Origin of the sequence: Pseudovibrio denitrificans JCM 12308, from assembly GCF_001310815.1 — a bacterium.
GTDB lineage: Bacteria > Pseudomonadota > Alphaproteobacteria > Rhizobiales > Stappiaceae > Pseudovibrio > Pseudovibrio denitrificans.
In genome coordinates this window covers 104,574-123,074 of sequence record NZ_BAZK01000009.1, presented here as the reverse complement: position 1 = coordinate 123,074, position 18,501 = coordinate 104,574, and the positions used below count along the sequence as shown (strand labels likewise).

At 48.9% G+C, this 18,501-nt stretch carries 16 protein-coding genes and 1 pseudogene; 15 read left to right on the top strand and 2 right to left on the bottom strand.

Going from position 1 to position 18,501, the window contains the following annotated elements:
- The 4 genes from JCM12308_RS13990 to JCM12308_RS13975 all read left to right on the top strand — a co-directional run bounded on the left by JCM12308_RS13990 (nucleotide 1) and on the right by JCM12308_RS13975 (nucleotide 4,028).
- Nucleotides 1–1,131 carry an extracellular solute-binding protein gene (locus JCM12308_RS13990; RefSeq protein ID WP_054784170.1) on the top strand — a complete coding sequence of 377 codons (1,131 nt, stop codon included), beginning with the start codon at nucleotides 1–3 and terminating at the stop codon, nucleotides 1,129–1,131.
- A gap of 26 nt (nucleotides 1,132–1,157) precedes the next feature.
- Nucleotides 1,158–1,916, top strand: a complete 759-nt coding sequence (locus JCM12308_RS13985; RefSeq protein ID WP_054784169.1) for an SDR family NAD(P)-dependent oxidoreductase — start codon at nucleotides 1,158–1,160, stop codon at nucleotides 1,914–1,916.
- A gap of 2 nt (nucleotides 1,917–1,918) precedes the next feature.
- Nucleotides 1,919–2,953 (top strand): zinc-dependent alcohol dehydrogenase, encoded by a 1,035-nt coding sequence (locus tag JCM12308_RS13980; RefSeq protein WP_054784168.1) that lies wholly within the window; start codon nucleotides 1,919–1,921, stop codon nucleotides 2,951–2,953.
- 211 nt (nucleotides 2,954–3,164) lie between these two features.
- A complete protein-coding gene (locus tag JCM12308_RS13975) occupies nucleotides 3,165–4,028 on the top strand; it encodes a sugar kinase (RefSeq protein WP_208978571.1) in 864 nt (287 codons plus the stop codon).
- A 206-nt stretch (nucleotides 4,029–4,234) separates the two neighbouring features.
- Here the strand turns inward: JCM12308_RS13975 and JCM12308_RS13970 are convergent, their stop codons facing one another.
- Nucleotides 4,235–4,960 carry an FCD domain-containing protein gene (locus tag JCM12308_RS13970; RefSeq protein WP_054784167.1) on the bottom strand — a complete coding sequence of 242 codons (726 nt, stop codon included), beginning with the start codon at nucleotides 4,958–4,960 and terminating at the stop codon, nucleotides 4,235–4,237.
- Between the two features lie 608 nt (nucleotides 4,961–5,568).
- Here JCM12308_RS13970 and JCM12308_RS13965 point away from each other — a divergent pair.
- From JCM12308_RS13965 to JCM12308_RS13930, 8 genes are all read left to right on the top strand, one after another.
- Complete coding sequence (locus JCM12308_RS13965) at nucleotides 5,569–6,561, top strand: TRAP transporter substrate-binding protein (RefSeq protein ID WP_008548988.1); 993 nt, start codon at nucleotides 5,569–5,571, stop codon at nucleotides 6,559–6,561.
- 94 nt (nucleotides 6,562–6,655) lie between these two features.
- Nucleotides 6,656–7,201, top strand: a complete 546-nt coding sequence (locus JCM12308_RS13960; protein ID WP_054784166.1) for a TRAP transporter small permease — start codon at nucleotides 6,656–6,658, stop codon at nucleotides 7,199–7,201.
- A complete protein-coding gene (locus JCM12308_RS13955; RefSeq protein WP_054784165.1) occupies nucleotides 7,201–8,502 on the top strand; it encodes a TRAP transporter large permease in 1,302 nt (433 codons plus the stop codon). The genes JCM12308_RS13960 and JCM12308_RS13955 overlap by 1 nt, the downstream gene beginning before the upstream one ends.
- A gap of 109 nt (nucleotides 8,503–8,611) precedes the next feature.
- The gene (locus tag JCM12308_RS13950) at nucleotides 8,612–10,078 is read left to right on the top strand and encodes a UxaA family hydrolase (protein WP_054784164.1); all 1,467 of its coding nucleotides are present in this window, start codon (nucleotides 8,612–8,614) and stop codon (nucleotides 10,076–10,078) included.
- 27 nt (nucleotides 10,079–10,105) lie between these two features.
- A complete protein-coding gene (locus JCM12308_RS13945; RefSeq protein WP_054784163.1) occupies nucleotides 10,106–11,575 on the top strand; it encodes a tagaturonate reductase in 1,470 nt (489 codons plus the stop codon).
- A gap of 41 nt (nucleotides 11,576–11,616) precedes the next feature.
- Nucleotides 11,617–13,035 (top strand): glucuronate isomerase, encoded by a 1,419-nt coding sequence (gene uxaC / locus JCM12308_RS13940; RefSeq protein ID WP_054784162.1) that lies wholly within the window; start codon nucleotides 11,617–11,619, stop codon nucleotides 13,033–13,035.
- 16 nt (nucleotides 13,036–13,051) lie between these two features.
- On the top strand, nucleotides 13,052–14,077 hold the full coding sequence (locus JCM12308_RS13935; protein ID WP_083417441.1) for a sugar kinase: 1,026 nt from the start codon (nucleotides 13,052–13,054) through the stop codon (nucleotides 14,075–14,077).
- A 348-nt stretch (nucleotides 14,078–14,425) separates the two neighbouring features.
- Complete coding sequence (locus JCM12308_RS13930) at nucleotides 14,426–15,148, top strand: helix-turn-helix domain-containing protein (protein WP_054784161.1); 723 nt, start codon at nucleotides 14,426–14,428, stop codon at nucleotides 15,146–15,148.
- A 114-nt stretch (nucleotides 15,149–15,262) separates the two neighbouring features.
- Here JCM12308_RS13930 and JCM12308_RS13925 read toward each other — a convergent pair whose 3' ends face one another.
- Nucleotides 15,263–15,529 (bottom strand): hypothetical protein, encoded by a 267-nt coding sequence (locus JCM12308_RS13925; RefSeq protein ID WP_054784228.1) that lies wholly within the window; start codon nucleotides 15,527–15,529, stop codon nucleotides 15,263–15,265.
- Nucleotides 15,530–16,442: 913 nt separating this feature from the next.
- Here JCM12308_RS13925 and JCM12308_RS13920 point away from each other — a divergent pair.
- The 3 genes and pseudogenes from JCM12308_RS13920 (at nucleotide 16,443) to JCM12308_RS13915 (ending at nucleotide 18,437) form a co-directional block, all read left to right on the top strand.
- Nucleotides 16,443–17,184, top strand: a pseudogene (locus tag JCM12308_RS13920) (dihydrodipicolinate synthase family protein).
- Nucleotides 17,181–17,333, top strand: a complete 153-nt coding sequence (locus JCM12308_RS33015; RefSeq protein ID WP_373282366.1) for a hypothetical protein — start codon at nucleotides 17,181–17,183, stop codon at nucleotides 17,331–17,333. The pseudogene JCM12308_RS13920 and the gene JCM12308_RS33015 overlap by 4 nt, the downstream one beginning before the upstream one ends.
- 72 nt (nucleotides 17,334–17,405) lie before the next feature.
- Nucleotides 17,406–18,437, top strand: a complete 1,032-nt coding sequence (locus JCM12308_RS13915) for an Ldh family oxidoreductase (RefSeq protein WP_054784160.1) — start codon at nucleotides 17,406–17,408, stop codon at nucleotides 18,435–18,437.
- Nucleotides 18,438–18,501: the final 64 nt, after the last annotated feature.

Here is an 18,501-nt window from a genome sequence, read left to right as displayed (position 1 = left end):
ATGATTAATTTCAAAGGTATGACGTGGGATCACCCGCGCGGTGTAGATCCTCTGATCGCAGCCTCAGAAGAATACAGCCGACGAAACCCAGGTGTTTCTTTCCAATGGGAGAAGCGCTCCTTGCAGGCGTTCGGTGATCAGCCCCTCGACACACTCGCTACCACCTATGACTTTATGGTCATTGACCATCCGCATGTTGGCGAAGCAAGTGAGCAAAATATTCTGGCCTCGCTTTCGCTGCCAGAGTACGCCGATGAGCTTGCTGATCTGGCCCAGAACACAATCGGCCCATCTCACGAAAGCTATGAGTGGAATGGAGCGCAATGGGCACTGGCAATTGATGCTGCTGCTCAAGTGTCAGCCCGTCGCCGTGACCTGCTTGAGGAACCGGTGACTAAATGGGATGAGGTGATCCGCCTCGCAGAGCAGGGTAAGGTGCTCTATCCGCTGAAACCAGTTGATGCCATTGACGGCTTCATGAGCCTTTGCGCAAACGTTGGTGACCCATGCGGCACGACGCAGGAGTATCTGGTCACCCGCAAAACAGGACGGTTTGTGCTTGAGCAAATGCGCGCTGTCGCTAAGAACGTTTACACCTCCTGCTTCGACATGAACCCGATTGGCGCACTGGACATCCTGTCTTCCTGCGATGACTTTTCTTACGCGCCTGTGCTGTTTGGCTATGTCAATTATTCTCAGGCAGGCTTCCGCGAGAAGATCGTTCATCAGGAGAACCTGCCTGCCTTGGGTGATAACGGGCCTGTTGGTTCCATCATCGGCGGTACCGGTATCAGCGTTTCTGCTAAATGCACCCACAAAGAAGAAGCCATCAAGTTCGCTTACTGGCTTGCTGGCAAAGAATGTCAAACCGGCGTTTATGTCCAGAACAACGGTCAACCCGGACATGCTGCAGCATGGAACGATGACGCGGCTAATGAGCTGTCGAATGATTGGTTCCGCAATATCCGCGAGACGATGGATCGCAGCTGGCTACGCCCGCGTTATGCAGGTTTCCTCCCGTTTATTGATGATGCAGGCGACTATGTAAATGCCTTCCTCCGCGGAGATATGGGCACAGAAGAGACCCTGCATCTCATCGACACAGCCTACCGAAAATCTTTCAAGTCCTGATAATACAAGCACAAACGAGAACAAAAATGTCCGTAACCTACGATTACAAAGGCAAACTGGTTGTTGTAACCGGTGGTGCACGTGGCCTCGGCTTCGCAATGGCGCAAAGGCTAATCAACTCCAATGCAAAGGTGGTGATCACTGATCTTCAGGAAGAGAGCCTCAAGTCTGCATGCGAGCAGCTCGGAGAAAACGCCTCCTATCGCGTTCACAACGTAACGGCTTATGACAGCACACCTGCGCTTGTCGACGACATTGAAGCGAAGGAAGGCCCTATCTTTGGTCTGGTCAACAACGCTGGCGTTCACCTGAAAAAGCCGATCTGGGATGTGACTGATGAGGAATGGCTGAATGTAGTCAACATCAACCAGAACGGCTTGTTCGTGATGACTCGCGAAGTACTGCGCCACATGCGCCCACGCAAGGATGGTTCCATCGTGAACGTATCTTCCATGGGTGGTTTGCTGGCCCTGCCAACGGCACCAGCCTACGTCACCACAAAAACAGCAGTTATTGGTTTGACCCGTAACCTCGCTGTGGACTTGGGACCGGAAAACATCCGTGTTAATGCCATCTGCCCAGGCTTCATCGATACGGAAATGACACGTGCAGTTCTGGATGGTGATCCAGTCCGCGGTGCAAAAATCAAAGGCCGCATCCCAATGCCACGCCTTGCCCAGCCTGAAGAGATCGCTGCGATGGTCGCCTTCCTTTGCTCTGAAGATGCAGCATACGTCAGCGGCCAGTCCATAGCGGTCGATGGCGGCTTTTCTGTAGGGTTTTGATCATGACTATCTCCTACACAAAATCTCTTTTGACGTCCGCAAAGACCATTGAAGTGGTTGAGGCAGAAATGCCTGAAACCATCGAGAAGGATCATGTGCGCCTGCGTTTGGCAACGGCTAGCATCTGCGGCACAGACATGCACTACTTCCGCCACTTCGCGAACTCCGGCTTCTATTTGGATTATCCTGTTACATTGGGCCACGAAGCCAGTGCTTATGTCGTCGATGCCAACGGTCACTCATTTGAAAACGATCAGCTGGTTGCAATCAATCCGGTGATCGAGTGTGGTTCTTGTCCGAAATGTCAGTCTGGCGACATCAACATGTGTGCCACCAAGCGCTTTCCGGGTTCAGCAACCACAAAACCGCATATTGACGGGTTCTTTCGGGAGTACTTCGATTTTCCTGCCCGCTGTCTGCGTGCGGTTACTCCGGATGCTAATCCTGAGCATTTGACATTTGCCGAACCATTGGCTTGTGCGATGCATTCAGTGAACCGCGCAGAGGTGAAAGCAGGCGATAAAGTTCTCGTCACAGGTATGGGGCCAATGGGTCTTCTGGCCACCATCGCGGCGTATGCATTGGGCGCTGAAGTGCACGCAACTGACCTGAATGCCGAAGCCCTTGAAGCGGCTAAAGCTGTTGGGGCTTCCAAAGGATACTTGAGCGGCCCTGATGTAGATGTGAAAGTGCCTGAAAACCATTATGACGTGGTGATTGAAGCAAGTGGTTCACCGCACGCTTACAATCAGGCGCTGGCATCAGTGCGCAAGCAGGGCACAATCTCAATCCTGTCTTTGATACAACCAACATCAGTTCCGATCAACTTGCACCTCAACACTCTTAAAGAGGTCCGCTCCATCGGCAGCATCCTCTTCACCAATGAATATGATCAGGCTGTGAAGCTGATTGAATCCGGCTCGGTGAACTTTGATGCAATCATCGCTGGTCGCTATCCAATCTCACAGGTTCAAGAAGCTTGTGAGTTCATGAACAGCGGTAAAGCAGTCGGCAAAGTACTCGTACAACGGGACTAAGAACCTCCCTGCCACTGGTGAACATTGACCTCATGAGGCGAACTTGGGGTAACCAGTGGCAGAAAAAGGACTATCAGCCTGCTTCTACAGGCTGATAGTCCGCAAACCGACCAAAAACAAACTTGATTCAAGCTTGGCTTTATGAAGCCAGGAACAGCGCCTTTGTGCCTTCTTACTCAACGGGAGAACACCAGGCGGCAGGAGATCTCCTATGAAAATTGTCGCTCTTGGTGAATGCATGATTGAATTGGCAGAGGCAGGTTCAGGCCAGTACAAGCAAGGTTTTGCAGGAGATACCTTCAACACCGCAGTCTATCTCTCCAGACAGTTTTCTCCTGATCTGGAAGTATCTTATCTCACTGGCCTTGGTTCAGATAGTTTCAGTCAGGCAATGCGTGCAGCCATGGTCAAAGAAGGCATTGATACCTCTCATATTATTGAAATCCCTGAGGGGCAGCCGGGCCTTTACATGGTGGAAACAGATGATGAAGGCGAACGTAGTTTCCATTACTGGCGTGAAAACTCGGCAGCTCGCCAGATGTTTGCTGGCTGGTCTGCTCATCAGATCTGCGAGTACTTGTCGCCTTTTGAGATGATCTACTTCTCAGGCATCTCCCTTGCAATTCTAGACACACAACAGCAAGACAATCTCATGAGTGCATTGCAAGAGCTCTCCGGGTCCACAAAGATCGCTTTTGATCCCAACTTTCGGGCTCGTCTTTGGCCTAATCAAGATCGATGCCGATCACTCTTCCAGACGGCAGCTTCCATAGCCGATATTGCCTTGGTCACAACCGATGATCACTCGGCACTCTGGCAAGAAGACAACCCCAAAACCATCGCCCAAAACTGGCTGGACTGGGGCGCAAAAGAAGTTGTCGTCAAAGAAGGCGCCAACACCTGCATAATCCTGAACCAAGACGGTTTGACCGAAGCTCCACTTCCTCAAAAAATCACCCCAACAGACACCACCGGCGCCGGCGACTCCTTCGCCGCCGGCTACCTAGGCGCCCGCTTAATAGGCCAACCCATCGAACACGCGGCAACATTGGCACATTGCGTAGCAGCCAGGTGATTCAGCATCCGGGTGCGATTGTTGATGAAGTGGTTTGTGGGATAAAAGTAACCACTTAAGGTAACAAAGTTATAATTTCCTCAACTCAAAAAGGAAACGTCTTAAAGTCCTCTTAAGACCAATAGCAAATGTAAACCTATGTGGGTTGAATTGTGATTAAAACGAACAGTCACAGAGCATTGGGTTCGCGATATTTGAAATCGACCTCACTCCAACGCAGAGGATGCTTTGTAGAGGGTGTTTTTGGTGCTTTCTATGTGGTTCCACATGGCGTTGTAGGCGCGTTTGGGGTCTCTGGCTTCGATAGCATCGAGGATTAGCTGGTGTTCCTGGTGCCAGCTATTCAGGTCATTCACATCAATATGCGTGTGCAGGTTTTGCCAGAGTGGGTTTGCTGTGCGGTCATGCCACAGAATCTCCTCCAGCATTGCCAGAACCGGGTTAGAGGATGATCTTGCTAGTGCGATGTGAAACTCTTTGTCCCACTTTGAATCGCGAGAACGATCTTCCGCCAATGCGTTTTTTTGGATTCTTCTGAGTTCTTCTATGTCTTTTTGAGTTGCATTGATCGCTGCTAGTTCTGCAATCATGCATTCATAATTTTGGCGTGCTTCAAGCAATTCGAAAGGACCAGTACTTTTCAAATCAGCTGAAACTCGGGAGAGGATACTATCTAGCTCCTCGGGAGCCTGCTCCACCCTTTTAGGCTGATCACTCAGAATATGAATTCCCGAGCCCTTACGTACTGAGACAATCCCCTCAATCTCTAGCATAATAATTGCTTCGCGTACCACGGTTCGACTAACACCGAGTTCCTGACAGATTGTACGCTCTGGCGGCAACTTTCCTCCAATAGCATATTCTTTATTTTTGATTTTCTCTTTGAGTTGCTCGCCGATCATACGGTACAGGCGATTATTAGCTTCAGTCATTCAAACTCCAGATCCAAGATCATACTGTGGAAGCAATTGCCTCCCAAGATAAGCTCAAAGATCCGTCTCCTCGAATCCAATGGTTTACGCTGTCTTTTCAGGGATTAGCTCTCATCAAATTCAGCGATTAGAAAACAACATTCTCGCCAATGGGAAAGAACTCACTCTAAAATTTGGCTTCGATTTTAAGACAAAACATTCCTCTCTTCAATTGGTATAACAAAAAATCATTGTATTGCATTTCGGGTTTCAGACATCAATTCCACATCTGTGATAAATCTGTAAACCGATGCGACAAAATTCACCAATTAGCCACATATGGCATTGATTTAAATAGATTTTATTTGTCATACCAATATTTGAAATGCTACCCAATAACCGCATTTTCTTGGATTTTTATTTGCTAACATTGGATTATTGGTATAACAAATTCAACGACGCTAGACTCTTTGGACGGAGTAAGCGCAATGGGAAATAAAATCTACCAATTCGTATCGGAGGTTTTGGTCGAACCAATTTTACCACATATCCGCTTAGTTTCGGACTGCTATAGATCAATTTAGATAAGCATTATGAGGGAAGTGGTTCTTCCAAGAAGTTGGGATTACATGACTAATAAATACTCAAAGCTAGCACTCGGCCTGGTTGTTGCTCTACCTGCCGCATTTTCTTCTGTTTCTGCTTATGCACTGGAGGCAGTGACCTTGCGCCTGGCCCACAATCTGGATCCAAGTCACGTTGTTGCGCAGACGCTTGAAAAAATGGCTGAAGACATGAAAGAGCTGTCTGATGGCAAAATGAAGCTTCGGATTTATCCGGGTGGTCAGATGGGTGGCCCTCGTGAAACGCTCGAAATGCTTCAGCAAGGCGCATTGGACATGACAAAGGGCTCCGCCAGTGAGATGGAATCTTTTGAAAGCGCATTCTCCGTCTTCAGCATGCCTTACCTTTTCCGCTCCAAAGAACACTTCAACCAAGTTCTTTTTGGTGAAGTTGGTCGTGAGATGATGCAACTACCAAAGGAAAAAGGCTTCCTTCCAATTGCTGGCTACGTGGCCGGTGAGCGTAGCTTTTATGCGGGTAAACCTATTCAGTCTCCTGAAGACATGAAAGGTATGAAAATTCGTGTTGTTTCAACACCAACAACCAACAAAATGATTGAGTTGCTTGGTGGTTCTCCTGCTCCGATCTCATTTGGTGAAGTCTACACAGCACTACAGCAAGGCGTCATTGATGGGGCGGAAAACAACGAGCCTTCTTATTATCAAACTCGTCACGTGGAAGTCGCAAAGCACTATTCTGAAGACCGCCATACCTCGGTTCCAGATTATCTCGTGATCGCAACGCAGACTTGGGATGCTCTTTCAGAAGAACAGCGTGAAATCCTTATGAAGGCCGCTGAGATGTCCGAGAAGTATGAGCAAGTCCTCTGGGATAAAGAAGTTCAGAACTCTCGTGAGAAAGCCGCTGCATCAGGAGCAACGTTCTACAAGGTTGATAAAGCGCCATTTCGTGCGGCTCTTCAGCCCCTGTATGACGATGCAAAAAAAGATCCAAAGAAATACTCCTGGATTGAGCGCATTGAGGCAGTTGGCAAGTAACTTCAACATGTTTGGAGGGGCATACTGTGTCCCTCCATCTTTCAGCAGCAACGCTTGAGTTGCACTCTCTTTATACCTGTTTTGGAGAGGCGTGATGCTTCCAAACAAACTCAAAAAGTTCATTGACGTGATCATTGCAGCTTTCAGCGTATCCGTCATGGCCCTGCTGGTGGTGTGTGTCACCTGGCAGGTTGTGAGCCGCTATATACTTGGCCAACCAAGCACATTCACCGATGAAATCGCTCGGTTTTCGATGATTTGGGTTGGTTTACTAGGTGGGGCTTACTGTGTTGGGGCACAGCGTCATTTGGCGATTGACCTTTTTACTGGCCGGTTGACAGGCCGCAAAAAGCTACTCTTTACAGCATACTCCAATCTGGTTGTTGGAGGCTTTGCAGCAGCAACAATGATCTTTGGTGGTATGCGACTGCTCCTCAAGGTGCAGGCAACTGGCCAACTGTCTCCGGCTATGCTGCTGCCAATGGAGTACATCTATCTTGTTCTCCCCTTGAGCGGCGGCGTAATCGTGATTTACTCACTTCACTTTGCCATTGAAGCACTGCGGAACTTACTTGGTTTCGAGAAGACTATAGCTGCTCATAATCTCTCCCGTGAATTCGAGCAGGATGGGGTGGCGTGATGGAATGGTATGTTGCTCTGGCTCTGTTTGGGTCTTTCTTCTTTCTTGTCTTTACAGGCGTTCCGATTGCGTTTTCTCTTGGGGTTTCTGCAATCATCGCCGGCGCTATGATGATGCCTTTAGAGGTAATCCTTGCCGTCATCAGTCAGCGCATGGTTGCTGGATTGGATAGCTTTGCGCTTCTGGCAATTCCATTCTTCATTCTTGCTGGCGTGCTGATGAACAGCGGCGGTATTGCTATACGCCTGATAAACTTCTCTCAGATCCTGGTTGGTCGCATGCCGGGTTCGCTTGCACACGTTAATGTCATGGCGAACATGTTGTTTGGATCGATCTCAGGTTCAGCAACAGCGGCGGCAGCTGCGGTTGGTGGCACGATGGCGCCATTGCAGAAGAAGTCAGGCTATCACCCCGCTTACTCTGCAGCAGTGAACGTCACTTCCTGCATTACTGGTCTGCTCATTCCTCCCTCCAACGTATTGATCATCTACGCACTCACCGCGGGTGGTGTGTCAGTTGCAACACTGTTTATGGCTGGTTACTTGCCGGGTATTCTCATGGGGCTGAGCCTTATGGTGGTTGGCAGCTTCATTGCAAAACGACGTGGGTATCCGGTCGCCGAGCGTCCAACGCTCAAGCAAGCCTTGAAAGTGACGTGGGATGCGATACCAAGCCTTTTGCTCGTCATTATTGTGATGGGTGGAATTCTGGGCGGCGTGTTTACAGCAACTGAAGCTTCAGCAATTGCGGTAGTTTATGCGTTCTTTCTCTCTGTGATCGTGTACCGCGAGATCAAACTACATCAGCTGCCCAAACTGCTTTTGGAAGCTGTCGTCACCACATCGATCGTGATGGTGCTTATCGCAATCTCCATTGGTATGTCCTGGGTTATGACCCGCGCCGACATTCCTTACATGATTACAGATGCACTGCTGGCGATCTCTGAGAACCCTATAGTCATCTTGCTCATCATTAATGTGATCTTGTTGATCGTTGGTGTGTTCATGGACATGACACCAGCCGTTCTCATCTTCACTCCGATCTTTCTGCCAATTGCAAAAGATCTGGGCATGGATCCAGTGCATTTTGGGATTATGTTGGTCGCAAACCTGTGTATCGGCTTGTGCACTCCACCCGTTGGAGCGGCGCTGTTCGTCGGTTGTTCGGTTTCAGATGTCAAACTACACGACATGATCCGACCAATGCTGCCATTCTTCGGTGCTCTACTGATTGCGCTGCTAGCTATCATTTACATTCCAGAGCTCTCACTCTTCTTACCGGGTCTGTTTGGAATGCACTGACCAGCATGAAGGGTGCACTGTCACCCTTCAAACCCCTCCCTCAAAATCAGCGAAAAGCCCGTGTTTGTTGCACGGATAGACATGGTCTGGAGTCACCGTGAGATCCCACATGCAAATTCATCGCGATGATACTGTTCTCGTTGCTTTGAAGTCGTTCAAGAAAAATGAAGTTATTGAAGGCGTTAGCCTCCTTCAAGATATACCTGCAGGTCACAAGATTGCACGAGCTGACATTGCTGAAGGTGAGCATGTCATCAAGTATGGCGCTTCCATTGGACGTGCGCGCTCGGCAATCAAATGCGGAGACCATATTCACTCACATAACTTAAAGACCGGACTTAGGACCGACGAGACTTACACATACTCAGGTGCACCAGAGCAACGGGAACGTGAGATAAAAGTTCCGCAGATTTTGGCATTTGAACGAGCAAACGGCGACATTGGCATTCGTAATGATCTTTGGATTGTGCCACTTGTTGGCTGCGTAAATGGTGTTGCCCAAGCCGTTGCACGTCAGTTTGAACGCAGCGAAGAACTTCCTGAAGGCACCCAAGTAACTGTGTTGGCGCATCCTTTTGGATGCTCCCAGCTTGGTGATGATCACGTTAATACGCGCACAATTCTGCAAAATCTGGTCATGCATCCGAATGCAGGTGGCGTTCTGGTGATGGGGCTCGGCTGTGAGAACAACACGCTTACCGAGTTCCTCGAAAACCTGGAGATGCCCGATCAATCACGTCTGCGCTGCATGGTCGCCCAAGAAACTGAAAATGAGTTCGAAACCGCATACCGCCACCTGCAGGATCTTGCAGGCATTCTGAGCTCCGACAAACGTGTGCCGGTAGGTGTTGATCGTTTGCGGATTGGTTTGAAATGCGGAGGTTCCGACGGGTTCTCTGGCATAACGGCAAACCCATTGCTGGGCGCTTTGTCCGATTGGCTTTGCAGCAGAGGTGGTACCACAGTTCTTACAGAAGTGCCTGAAATGTTCGGTGCTGAACGTATCTTGATGAAGCGCGCTGAAAACCAGTCTGTGTTTGCTGACATCGTTTCACTGATTAATGACTTCAAGCAGTATTACATCGACCACGATCAGCCCATTTATGAGAACCCATCGCCCGGCAACAAAGAGGGTGGGATCACCACGCTAGAAGAGAAGTCTCTTGGGTGCACGCAGAAAGCAGGTACTTCGATCGTTACAGACGTACTGCGCTATCAGGATCGCTTAAGCAAGAACGGACTGAACCTTCTGGAAGCTCCCGGAAATGATGGAACGGCGATCACGTCTCTGGCAGCCGCGGGCTGTCATATGGTGCTGTTTACAACTGGTCGCGGCAACCCTCTTGGGACTGTCGTTCCAACCGTAAAAGTCGCTTCCAACACTGAGCTTGCTGATCGGAAGAAGCACTGGATCGATTTTTCAGCAGGCACGCTGGTTCACGACGATACGGATATGGATGAGCTGTGCACTGACTTTGCAGACTACTTAATGCAAGTCGCCAGCGGCAAACAGACACTCAATGAAATCAATCGTATGCAAGAGATCGTCATCTTCAAGACGGGCGTCACTCTGTAGCTGGAAACATCACAAGGAGATAGATTTATGAACCGTATCTCAGAGAAAAACCTGGCAGGTCGTCCTCGCCCAACACCAAGAGTGATCCAGTTCGGAGAAGGTAACTTCCTACGCGCTTTCATGGATTGGAAAATTGATCGTATGAATGAACGCGCAGGTACTGACTTTGGTGTTGTTGTGGTCCGGCCCATTGACGGTGGAATCCCATTCTCACTCAATGAGTCTGACGGCGCATACACCGCAATCACTCGTGGGGTTGATCGGGAAGGGAAACCAGTTTCTGACATTCGTCAGGTCGCATGTGTTCGAAAAGAAATGTCAGCAGCCAGCGAGTGGCATGATGTTCTTGCTCTCGCGAGAAACTCAGATTTTGCAACGGTTATCTCCAACACCACAGAGGCAGGCATCACTTATGTGCCCGACTGTGAGCTTCAGGATGAACCGCCAGTTTCATTTCCTGCAAAAGTAACGAGGCTACTCCTAGAGCGCTTCCACAGCTGCGGTGGCTCAGGCGCGCTTGGTTTTCAGTTCTTGCCATGTGAGTTGATAGAAAAGAACGGGGACACTCTTGAAGAGATTGTCCTCCAGCATGCTCGTGATTGGAAACTACCAACAGAGTTCGTCAACTGGATCAGTACACATTCTGCATTTTACAACACGCTCGTTGATCGCATTGTTCCAGGTTATCCTCGTGATGAAGCGAAGACATTTGAGGCAGAGCTTGGCTATGAAGACCCTTTGATGGTGACTGCAGAGCTCTTTCATTTTCTTGTCATTGAGAAACGAGAAGATCAACCTGAGTTACTCTTACCTTTGGGAGAGTATGACAACGGCACACTGATAACTTCCAATGCAGATGGCTACAAAGAGCGAAAGGTGGCAATCCTCAATGGCGCTCACACTGGGTTTTGCCCGCTCGCATTACTTTCTCAAACTGAAACCGTGCAGTCAGCACTCGAACATCCTGTCGGCAGAGCATTTCTGGAAGGTATGTTGCAGGAGGAAATCATCCCATTCCTCTCATTGCCGAAAGATGAACTGAGCGCATTTAGCGACGAGGTCCTGCGCCGCTTCTCCAATCCATACATTAAGCATCGCTGGCATGACATATCGCTCAATGGCATTGCAAAGTTTCAAACCCGAAATCTTCCGCGATTTGAAAGCTATACTGCCGCCAAGGGCAAGCCTCCTCGATACATGGCACTTTCTCTTGCTGCGTGGCTGACTTTCTATACTGGCGCTTTCAAGCACGCTGAGGAACTTCCAGCCCGTGACGCTGACGAAGTCCTCGAGCGCTTTGGGACGCTCAACACTCTGCAAGTTACAGAAGGCACAGACATTATGATCCGAGCGTTTCTCAGTGAAGAAGCGTTCTGGGGCAAGTCTATTGTAAGTGATGCTTTAGTGGCTTTGATACTTGAAGCACTTGCATTCCTTCAAGCTGAACCATTCACGCTTGATCGCCTAGCGGATTGGACTGGTGCTGCATCTTCCTAACTGTTCCAGATCCCGATATTTCTCCAGCTGAAAGTATCAAAATGACCACTTTTCTAACTGACGATTTCCTTCTTCATTCTGAAGTCGCACGCGAGCTTTATCATGACTTCGCGAAGGATATGCCGATCATTGATTACCATTGTCATCTGCCGCCAGAGCAAGTTGCTGACGACTATCAGTTCGCAAATCTCGGAGAGATCTGGCTCAAAGGAGATCACTACAAATGGCGTGCTATGCGTGCCAATGGTGTTGAAGAGAAGTATTGCACTGGCAAAGACATATCTGACCGTGAAAAGTTCCAGAAATGGGCTGAAACTGTACCAGCAACCATCGGCAACCCGCTTTATCACTGGACACATTTGGAGCTCCGCCGCCCCTTCGGAATTGATGATAGTTTGTTAAATGGCGCTACAGCTGAGAATATCTGGAACCGTGCAAATGAAATGCTGGCCTCACCGGAGTTTTCAGCACGCTCCATCATGAGAAAAATGAATGTGCGTATGGTTGGTACAACTGACGATCCAATTGATGATCTAAGGGCGCATAAGAAAACAGCGGAAGACAATAGTTTTTCTATTAGGATGAACCCATCCTGGCGCCCCGATAAGTCATTTCTGATCAACGCAACAGGCTATGTCGATTACATCGCCAAGCTCTCTGAAGTGTCTGATACTGAAATCAATAGCTTCGCAGATTTGTGTGCTGCACTGTCTAAGCGGCTAGACCACTTTGCAGCGCACGGCTGCACAATCTCCGATCATGCTCTCGATACAGTTGTTTATGAAGAAGCCTCTGAAGCTGAGCTCAACAACATCCTTTCAAACCGCCTTTCCGGTTCCTTCGTCAGTGAAAAAGAAGCCGCAGCATTTAAAACAGCCGTCTTGATCTATCTGGGCAAGGAATATGCGCACCGCGGTTGGGCCATGCAGTATCATATTGGTGCACTTCGCAATAACAGCTCCCGTATGTTGAGCCTGTTGGGACCAGATACTGGCTTCGACAGCATCAATGACGGCCTGATCGCACAACCACTTAGTAGACTGCTCAATAGACTTGACGAAGAAGACGCTCTGCCGAAAACAATCCTTTATGCGCTTAATCCAAGAGACAATGAAGTGCTTGCAACCATGTGCGGCAATTTCCAGGGTGGTGGGATTCCAGGCAAAATCCAATTTGGGTCTGGCTGGTGGTTTAACGACCAAAAAGACGGCATGTTGCGTCAAATGGAGCAGTTATCCCAACTTGGCCTGCTGTCACGTTTCATAGGAATGCTGACAGATAGTCGATCTTTCTTGTCGTACACCCGCCACGAGTACTTCCGTCGAATCCTCTGTAACATGATCGGCACCTGGGTGATTGATGGCGAAGCGCCAAAAGATATGAAGCTGCTTGGTGGCATGGTTCAGGATATCAGTTTCAACAATGCAAATCGCTATTTTGAACTGAATATCGCTCTCTAGCATTGATACAGCCAACATGATCACAGGCATCGTTGGCTGTTCATTTTTTCACCTTTTGCTGATGTTGTGTACGGGCCTCTCAATGTTAAATCCAAAAAGAAAATCCATCGCCTGCATTGGAGAATGCATGCTGGAACTTACTTCAACAGCAAACGGTTTGTTCAAGCAGTCTTTTGCTGGAGACACCTTCAATACTGCAGTTTATCTGGCGCATCTGTTCAGCGACGAACTGGATGTCTCTTATATTACAGGTGTAGGAAGTGACACATACAGTCAAAAAATGGTTGCTGCATTTGAAAGCGAAGGTATCCGCACGAATGCGCTTCAATGCATTGAGGGGCGTACGCCCGGCCTTTACATAATCGAAAACGACGCTTCTGGTGAGCGCTACTTCCATTATTGGCGCTCAGCATCTGCCGCCCGCCACATGTTTGACCGCTGGACCTCCGCAAGAATTGCTGAGCTATTGGTATCCTACGATTGCCTGTACCTCTCCGGTATATCACTCGCCATTCTGGATGAAGTACAACGACACAATCTGATTGAAGCGCTACATATTGTGAAACCACATTGCCTCATCGCCTACGACCCCAACTACCGGGCAGACCTGTGGCCTGATAATGACATTTGCCGCCAAACCAATAAACAACTTGCAAAGCTAGCTGATATCGCGCTTGTCTCAAAGGAAGATCACATCACTCTTTGGGAACGGACATCAAAAGATATGATCGCAACCACTTGGTCTTCATGGGGTTCAACAGAGGTTGTCGTAAAAGATGGCGGTAATGATTGCTTGATCTTAAAGGACGGAGAGAAAACCACCGTCTCCCCACAAAGCGACATTATCCCAGTCGATACCACCGGAGCAGGAGACTCGTTTGCCGCAGGATATGTTGGTTCAAGATTGTTAGAGCGAACAACATCTGAAGCAGCGAAAGAGGCTCATTCCATCGCGGCTAATGTAGTTCAGTTTAAAGGAGCGATAATCAAAACCGCCGGAAGCAAATTCGAACATAGTGTCTCCCTACACCAAAGGAACTGAGAAGCGAGAAAGCATGTCGGATATTGCTGTCCGTTTTGAGAAGGAAATCACTCTGCGCGGGGAAGAGTTCAGCAAGCGGTTGGAGCAAAAGTGTCAAACCATGCCGAAAAAAAGTGTCAAACCTTGAGAAATCTGAGCGAATGCTTAGTTTATTATCTAGTAATTCAAGGAGATAAGTGGTGCCCGGAGGCGGATTCGAACCACCGACACGCGGATTTTCAATCCTGAACTCTTGTCTATTTTCCAATGGCTTAGATCCGTACAAAACGTCAAACCGCTATTTAAACGTCAAATAACAGGGCGAATTTTGTCAAAGGTTTCTCGCCTGCTGAAGTGGGGGAGGAAATGATGAGTGGCTCAACTGGTAAGATACAGCATTGTAACAGCTTAACCATCCAATACAGCGACAAAGCTGTCTGGATTAGCAAGCTGTGCCGGGATCATAACTTTTCTGCTTCAGAGAAGGTCGTGGGGATCGCGCTGTGCGACTACTTCAATACAAAGACCGGAGATGCCTGGCCAAGCATCTCTCGCCTTGAAGAGGATGCAGGCACCAGCAGAAGAACAGTGATCCGGGCTTTGAAGAAGCTAGAACAAGCTGGATATTTTAAAGCTCAACGCGCACGTGGTCGTGGGCAAAGCAATCGTTATGCCTTCTGTCCTATAGGGGATGAAAAACGTGACAGCAGAGCACCTATGGTCGTACCAAACTCGCGGCCTGAACACGGTTGCAGTGACAAAAAAGACCAAAAAACATGCCAAAATGAGCAGCGAAAGGGTGACGTGAGAGCACCACGAAATAAAGATAAATATACAAATAATAATACAGGTGAACTTCAATCAGTATCATCTAGCGCCAAAGCAGCAGCAATGCAGATACTCAATCGAACATCCAAGTTTATCTCAGTATCAGACCCACTCTTTGAGGTTCTTTGTAAGACCTCAAAGAGAAAGGCCTTATCCCAAAAACTCTCGAAACATGACGGTGAAACCGGCCATTGGTTCTTGAAAGAAGAAGTTGCAAAAGAAAGGCAACGATTAGAACGCAGCCAAGCAGCACTCCATCAGTGAATGCCCTTCTCAGTACTTTGGGCACCTCAGCGGCCACACACTAAAAAGGCCTGAGAAGCTCACGCTTCCCAAGCCAGAATATTCCTTAAGAGGCAAGCCTCTCATCATTCCAACTTACTTGCTTTTAGAGATTTCCAGTGCACAGGGATCAAGCAGCTCGGAAATCTTCTCACCGCTTTCCTGCACATCATTGATGTGAGTGCGCACAGTATCAAACAGCGTCAGCAACGCTTCATATTCCTGAGTGTGTTCCATACGTTCACTCATCACCACGCTCATGGAATAAACTAGATTTTTGAGGTGATTGCTTGATAAGCGAAGCTGATCCACTTCATTGCGAAGGGACGTATGGGCACATTTCTCTTTTCCAGTATCAGTCATCATTAAGCCCTCTCTGTCGGCTTGTTGAACAAACCACTCAGCAGAAGGCTTTCGACAACCCACTGGCGAGCGGGAGGTTCGAAACCTGACAGAGACAGGCGGGTTTATTCCCCCGCAAAGTATTGTATTCACCGCCCTCCCGCCCATAAGCGAGAGTTTGTGTTTGAAGACCTAACTCCAGACACAAAAAGACCGCCTGTAAACGGCAGCGGTGACCGCTCTGTGAGAGGTTTCGACGCCTCGCTTAAACCATGCGATGGATTGTTTAAACTGTCAATGAGATGAAGGTGAAAAATCCCATAAACCCATAAGATTAGCGGGGTTAGAACATGAGAACAACAACATGAACATAAACACCAAGCCTCCGCAAACCCCACACAAGCGCAAGCCCTGCTCTGCTGAACTCCCCGTAGGACGAGGAAGGGCTGGGAAGGACCCACAGTTGTTCAGATCGGTTGTGAAGGAGAAGTAGGTTCGCTCACGAGAGCACACAGAGGACTATCGGCAAGCAAGCCGACGTTATTACCTTATTCTTAGTCACAACTTACTCTCAACCTCTAGTAGCTCCCGGCTAGCAGAATTGTGAGGGCCCTGGGAACCGCTTTTTAGAAGAGCAAGAAGCCTCTTTGCAGACCAAAGCAGTCGTCCGTTGCAGCGTTAAAATTGATAACTAGGATGACTACTTTAGGATGCCTAGGACCAACAACGGGCATGCTGAGGCACAACCGATCAAGCGTTTTCGAATACGTACCTAGCGCAGCAAGAAGATACACCGCTCAAGAAGTTTACGCCCGCAAGCAATTAATACCTCAACACGTCACAAAAGCTCTTTTCAAATTCAGGTAGACACGCAAATCATATTATTGTATCCAATATCCAATCCATCAATCAATGTAGAGAGGTAGGATGCGGTATGATTAATTGGACGGGTGTGTTTCCGGCGGTGACGACGAAGTTGACTGAAGCTGGGGCAGTGGACATTGAAGCCACGAAGGCGAGTATCGATCGTCTGATCGAGAATGGTGTTTCTGGGGTGATCGTCTTGCCGATGCTTGGCGAGAATGCTTCGATGAGCATGGAAGAACGCGAAGCTATTATTCGCCGGGCTGTTGAAGTGGCGAATGGGCGCGTGCCTGTGCTTTCTGGTCTTGCTGAAGTTACGCTTGAAAACGCTAAAGCAAACGCTGCGCTCTATAAGAGCTTTGGCGCACAAGCTTATGGTGTTCCCGAGCCTTGGTTACAAGACCGATATTCGCGAGACCGCGGAGTGGTACAAAGGCATTGCCAGCGCTTCTGATCTACCGATCATGATCTACAACAACCCAATCGCCTATGGCGTGGATGTAGACATTGAAACGCTGAGACTGCTGAAGGATGTGCCTGAGATTGTATGCATTAAGGAAGAGACTGGTGATGTGCGTCGTGTCACCGATCTCTATGTGGAGTTTGGCAATAGATTCAGCATCTTCTGTGGTGTTGATGACCTGATCGTAGAAAGCTCCGCACTCGGCGTGACTGGTTGGGTGTCTGGCATGACAAATGTCTGGCCAGCAGAAGCAGTTAAGCTGTTCAACCTCTGTCAATCAGGCGACTATGAAGAAGCCGCAAGCTCTATCATTTGCTCACACCATCATATCATTTGGATGTGCACGTGAAGCTGGTCCAATACATCAAACTGGCAGAACATCTGGTTTATGGCGCGCCGGAGTGGACACGTGCCCCGCGCCTGCCTTTGGTCGGGGAAGAACGTGAGTATGTTATCAGCACGGTCCAAAAAGCCATTGAAGACTTGAAAACACTGTAGTTCCTGAAGGAATATCTGTTGCCGGGCCGCAGGGTTCGGCAACACCAGATAGATTTAAAGACTGGGGACGTTATGGTTGAGCAAGTTACACTCAGTTTGAAAGATGCGCATGAGCTCAGTCTTTCGGTGCTGCAAAGCAATGGCTTTAATGAAGACCATGCACGAAGCATCGCTGATGTTATTTGTGCATGTCAGCTGGATGATTGCCATTCACATGGCTTATATCGCCTGCTGGTTTGCACCAATACCATCAGAGCCGGCCATGTGAACGGAGAGGCTGGCGTCACTATATCTGAGCCCTCTCCTGCGTCAGTGCACGCAGATGCACACGGTGGTTACTCTCTGGTCGCCTTTGAAAAAGCGCGGCCATTGCTTGTCCAAAAAGCACGGCAAATGGGTATCGCGGCATTAGCAATCAATAATTGCTACCATTTCTCGGCACTTTGGCCTGAAGTTGAAAAGCTTTCAGAAGCTGGTTTGGCTGCTATGGCCATGGTGCCCAGCCATGCTTGGGTTGCTCCGGCAGGCGGGTCCAAAGGAACCATGGGCACCAATCCGATCGCATTCAGCTGGCCGCGCATTGGAGAAAAGCCTTTCACATTTGACTTTGCAACCAGTGTTGTTGCACGCGGAGAGATTGAGCTGCACCGTAGAGAAGGACGACCGTTGCCGGAAGGTGTGGCCGTTGATAGCGCAGGCAATCCGACGACTGACCCGGAAGCTGCACTGGACGGAGCTATGCTCACATTCGGCGATTACAAAGGCTCTGCACTCTCCATCATGATTGAGTTGCTTGCTGGCCCACTGATCGATGATCTGACAAGCATTGAGAGCCTGGAGTTTGACGGCGGCAAAGGTTCAACACCGTATCATGGAGAGTTGATCATAGCCTTCGATCCTCATCTGTTGTCCGGTGGCAGAACTAAGGAGAACAATGCTCGCGCTGAAAGGTTGTTTTCGCAGATCGTAGATCAGGGTGCACGCCTTCCATCGCAGAGACGATATGAGGCGCGCGCGAAAAATCTGAAACGAAATGCAATCGAGATTCCTAAAGCTCTTTATGCTGACATTCTGAAACTGCTTAATCATGAGCAAGTGACTTAGGCTGCATAAGATTTCAAGAGGCCACATTAGCTTAAAGGCCTCTTTGATCCTCTTGCTGCAATCA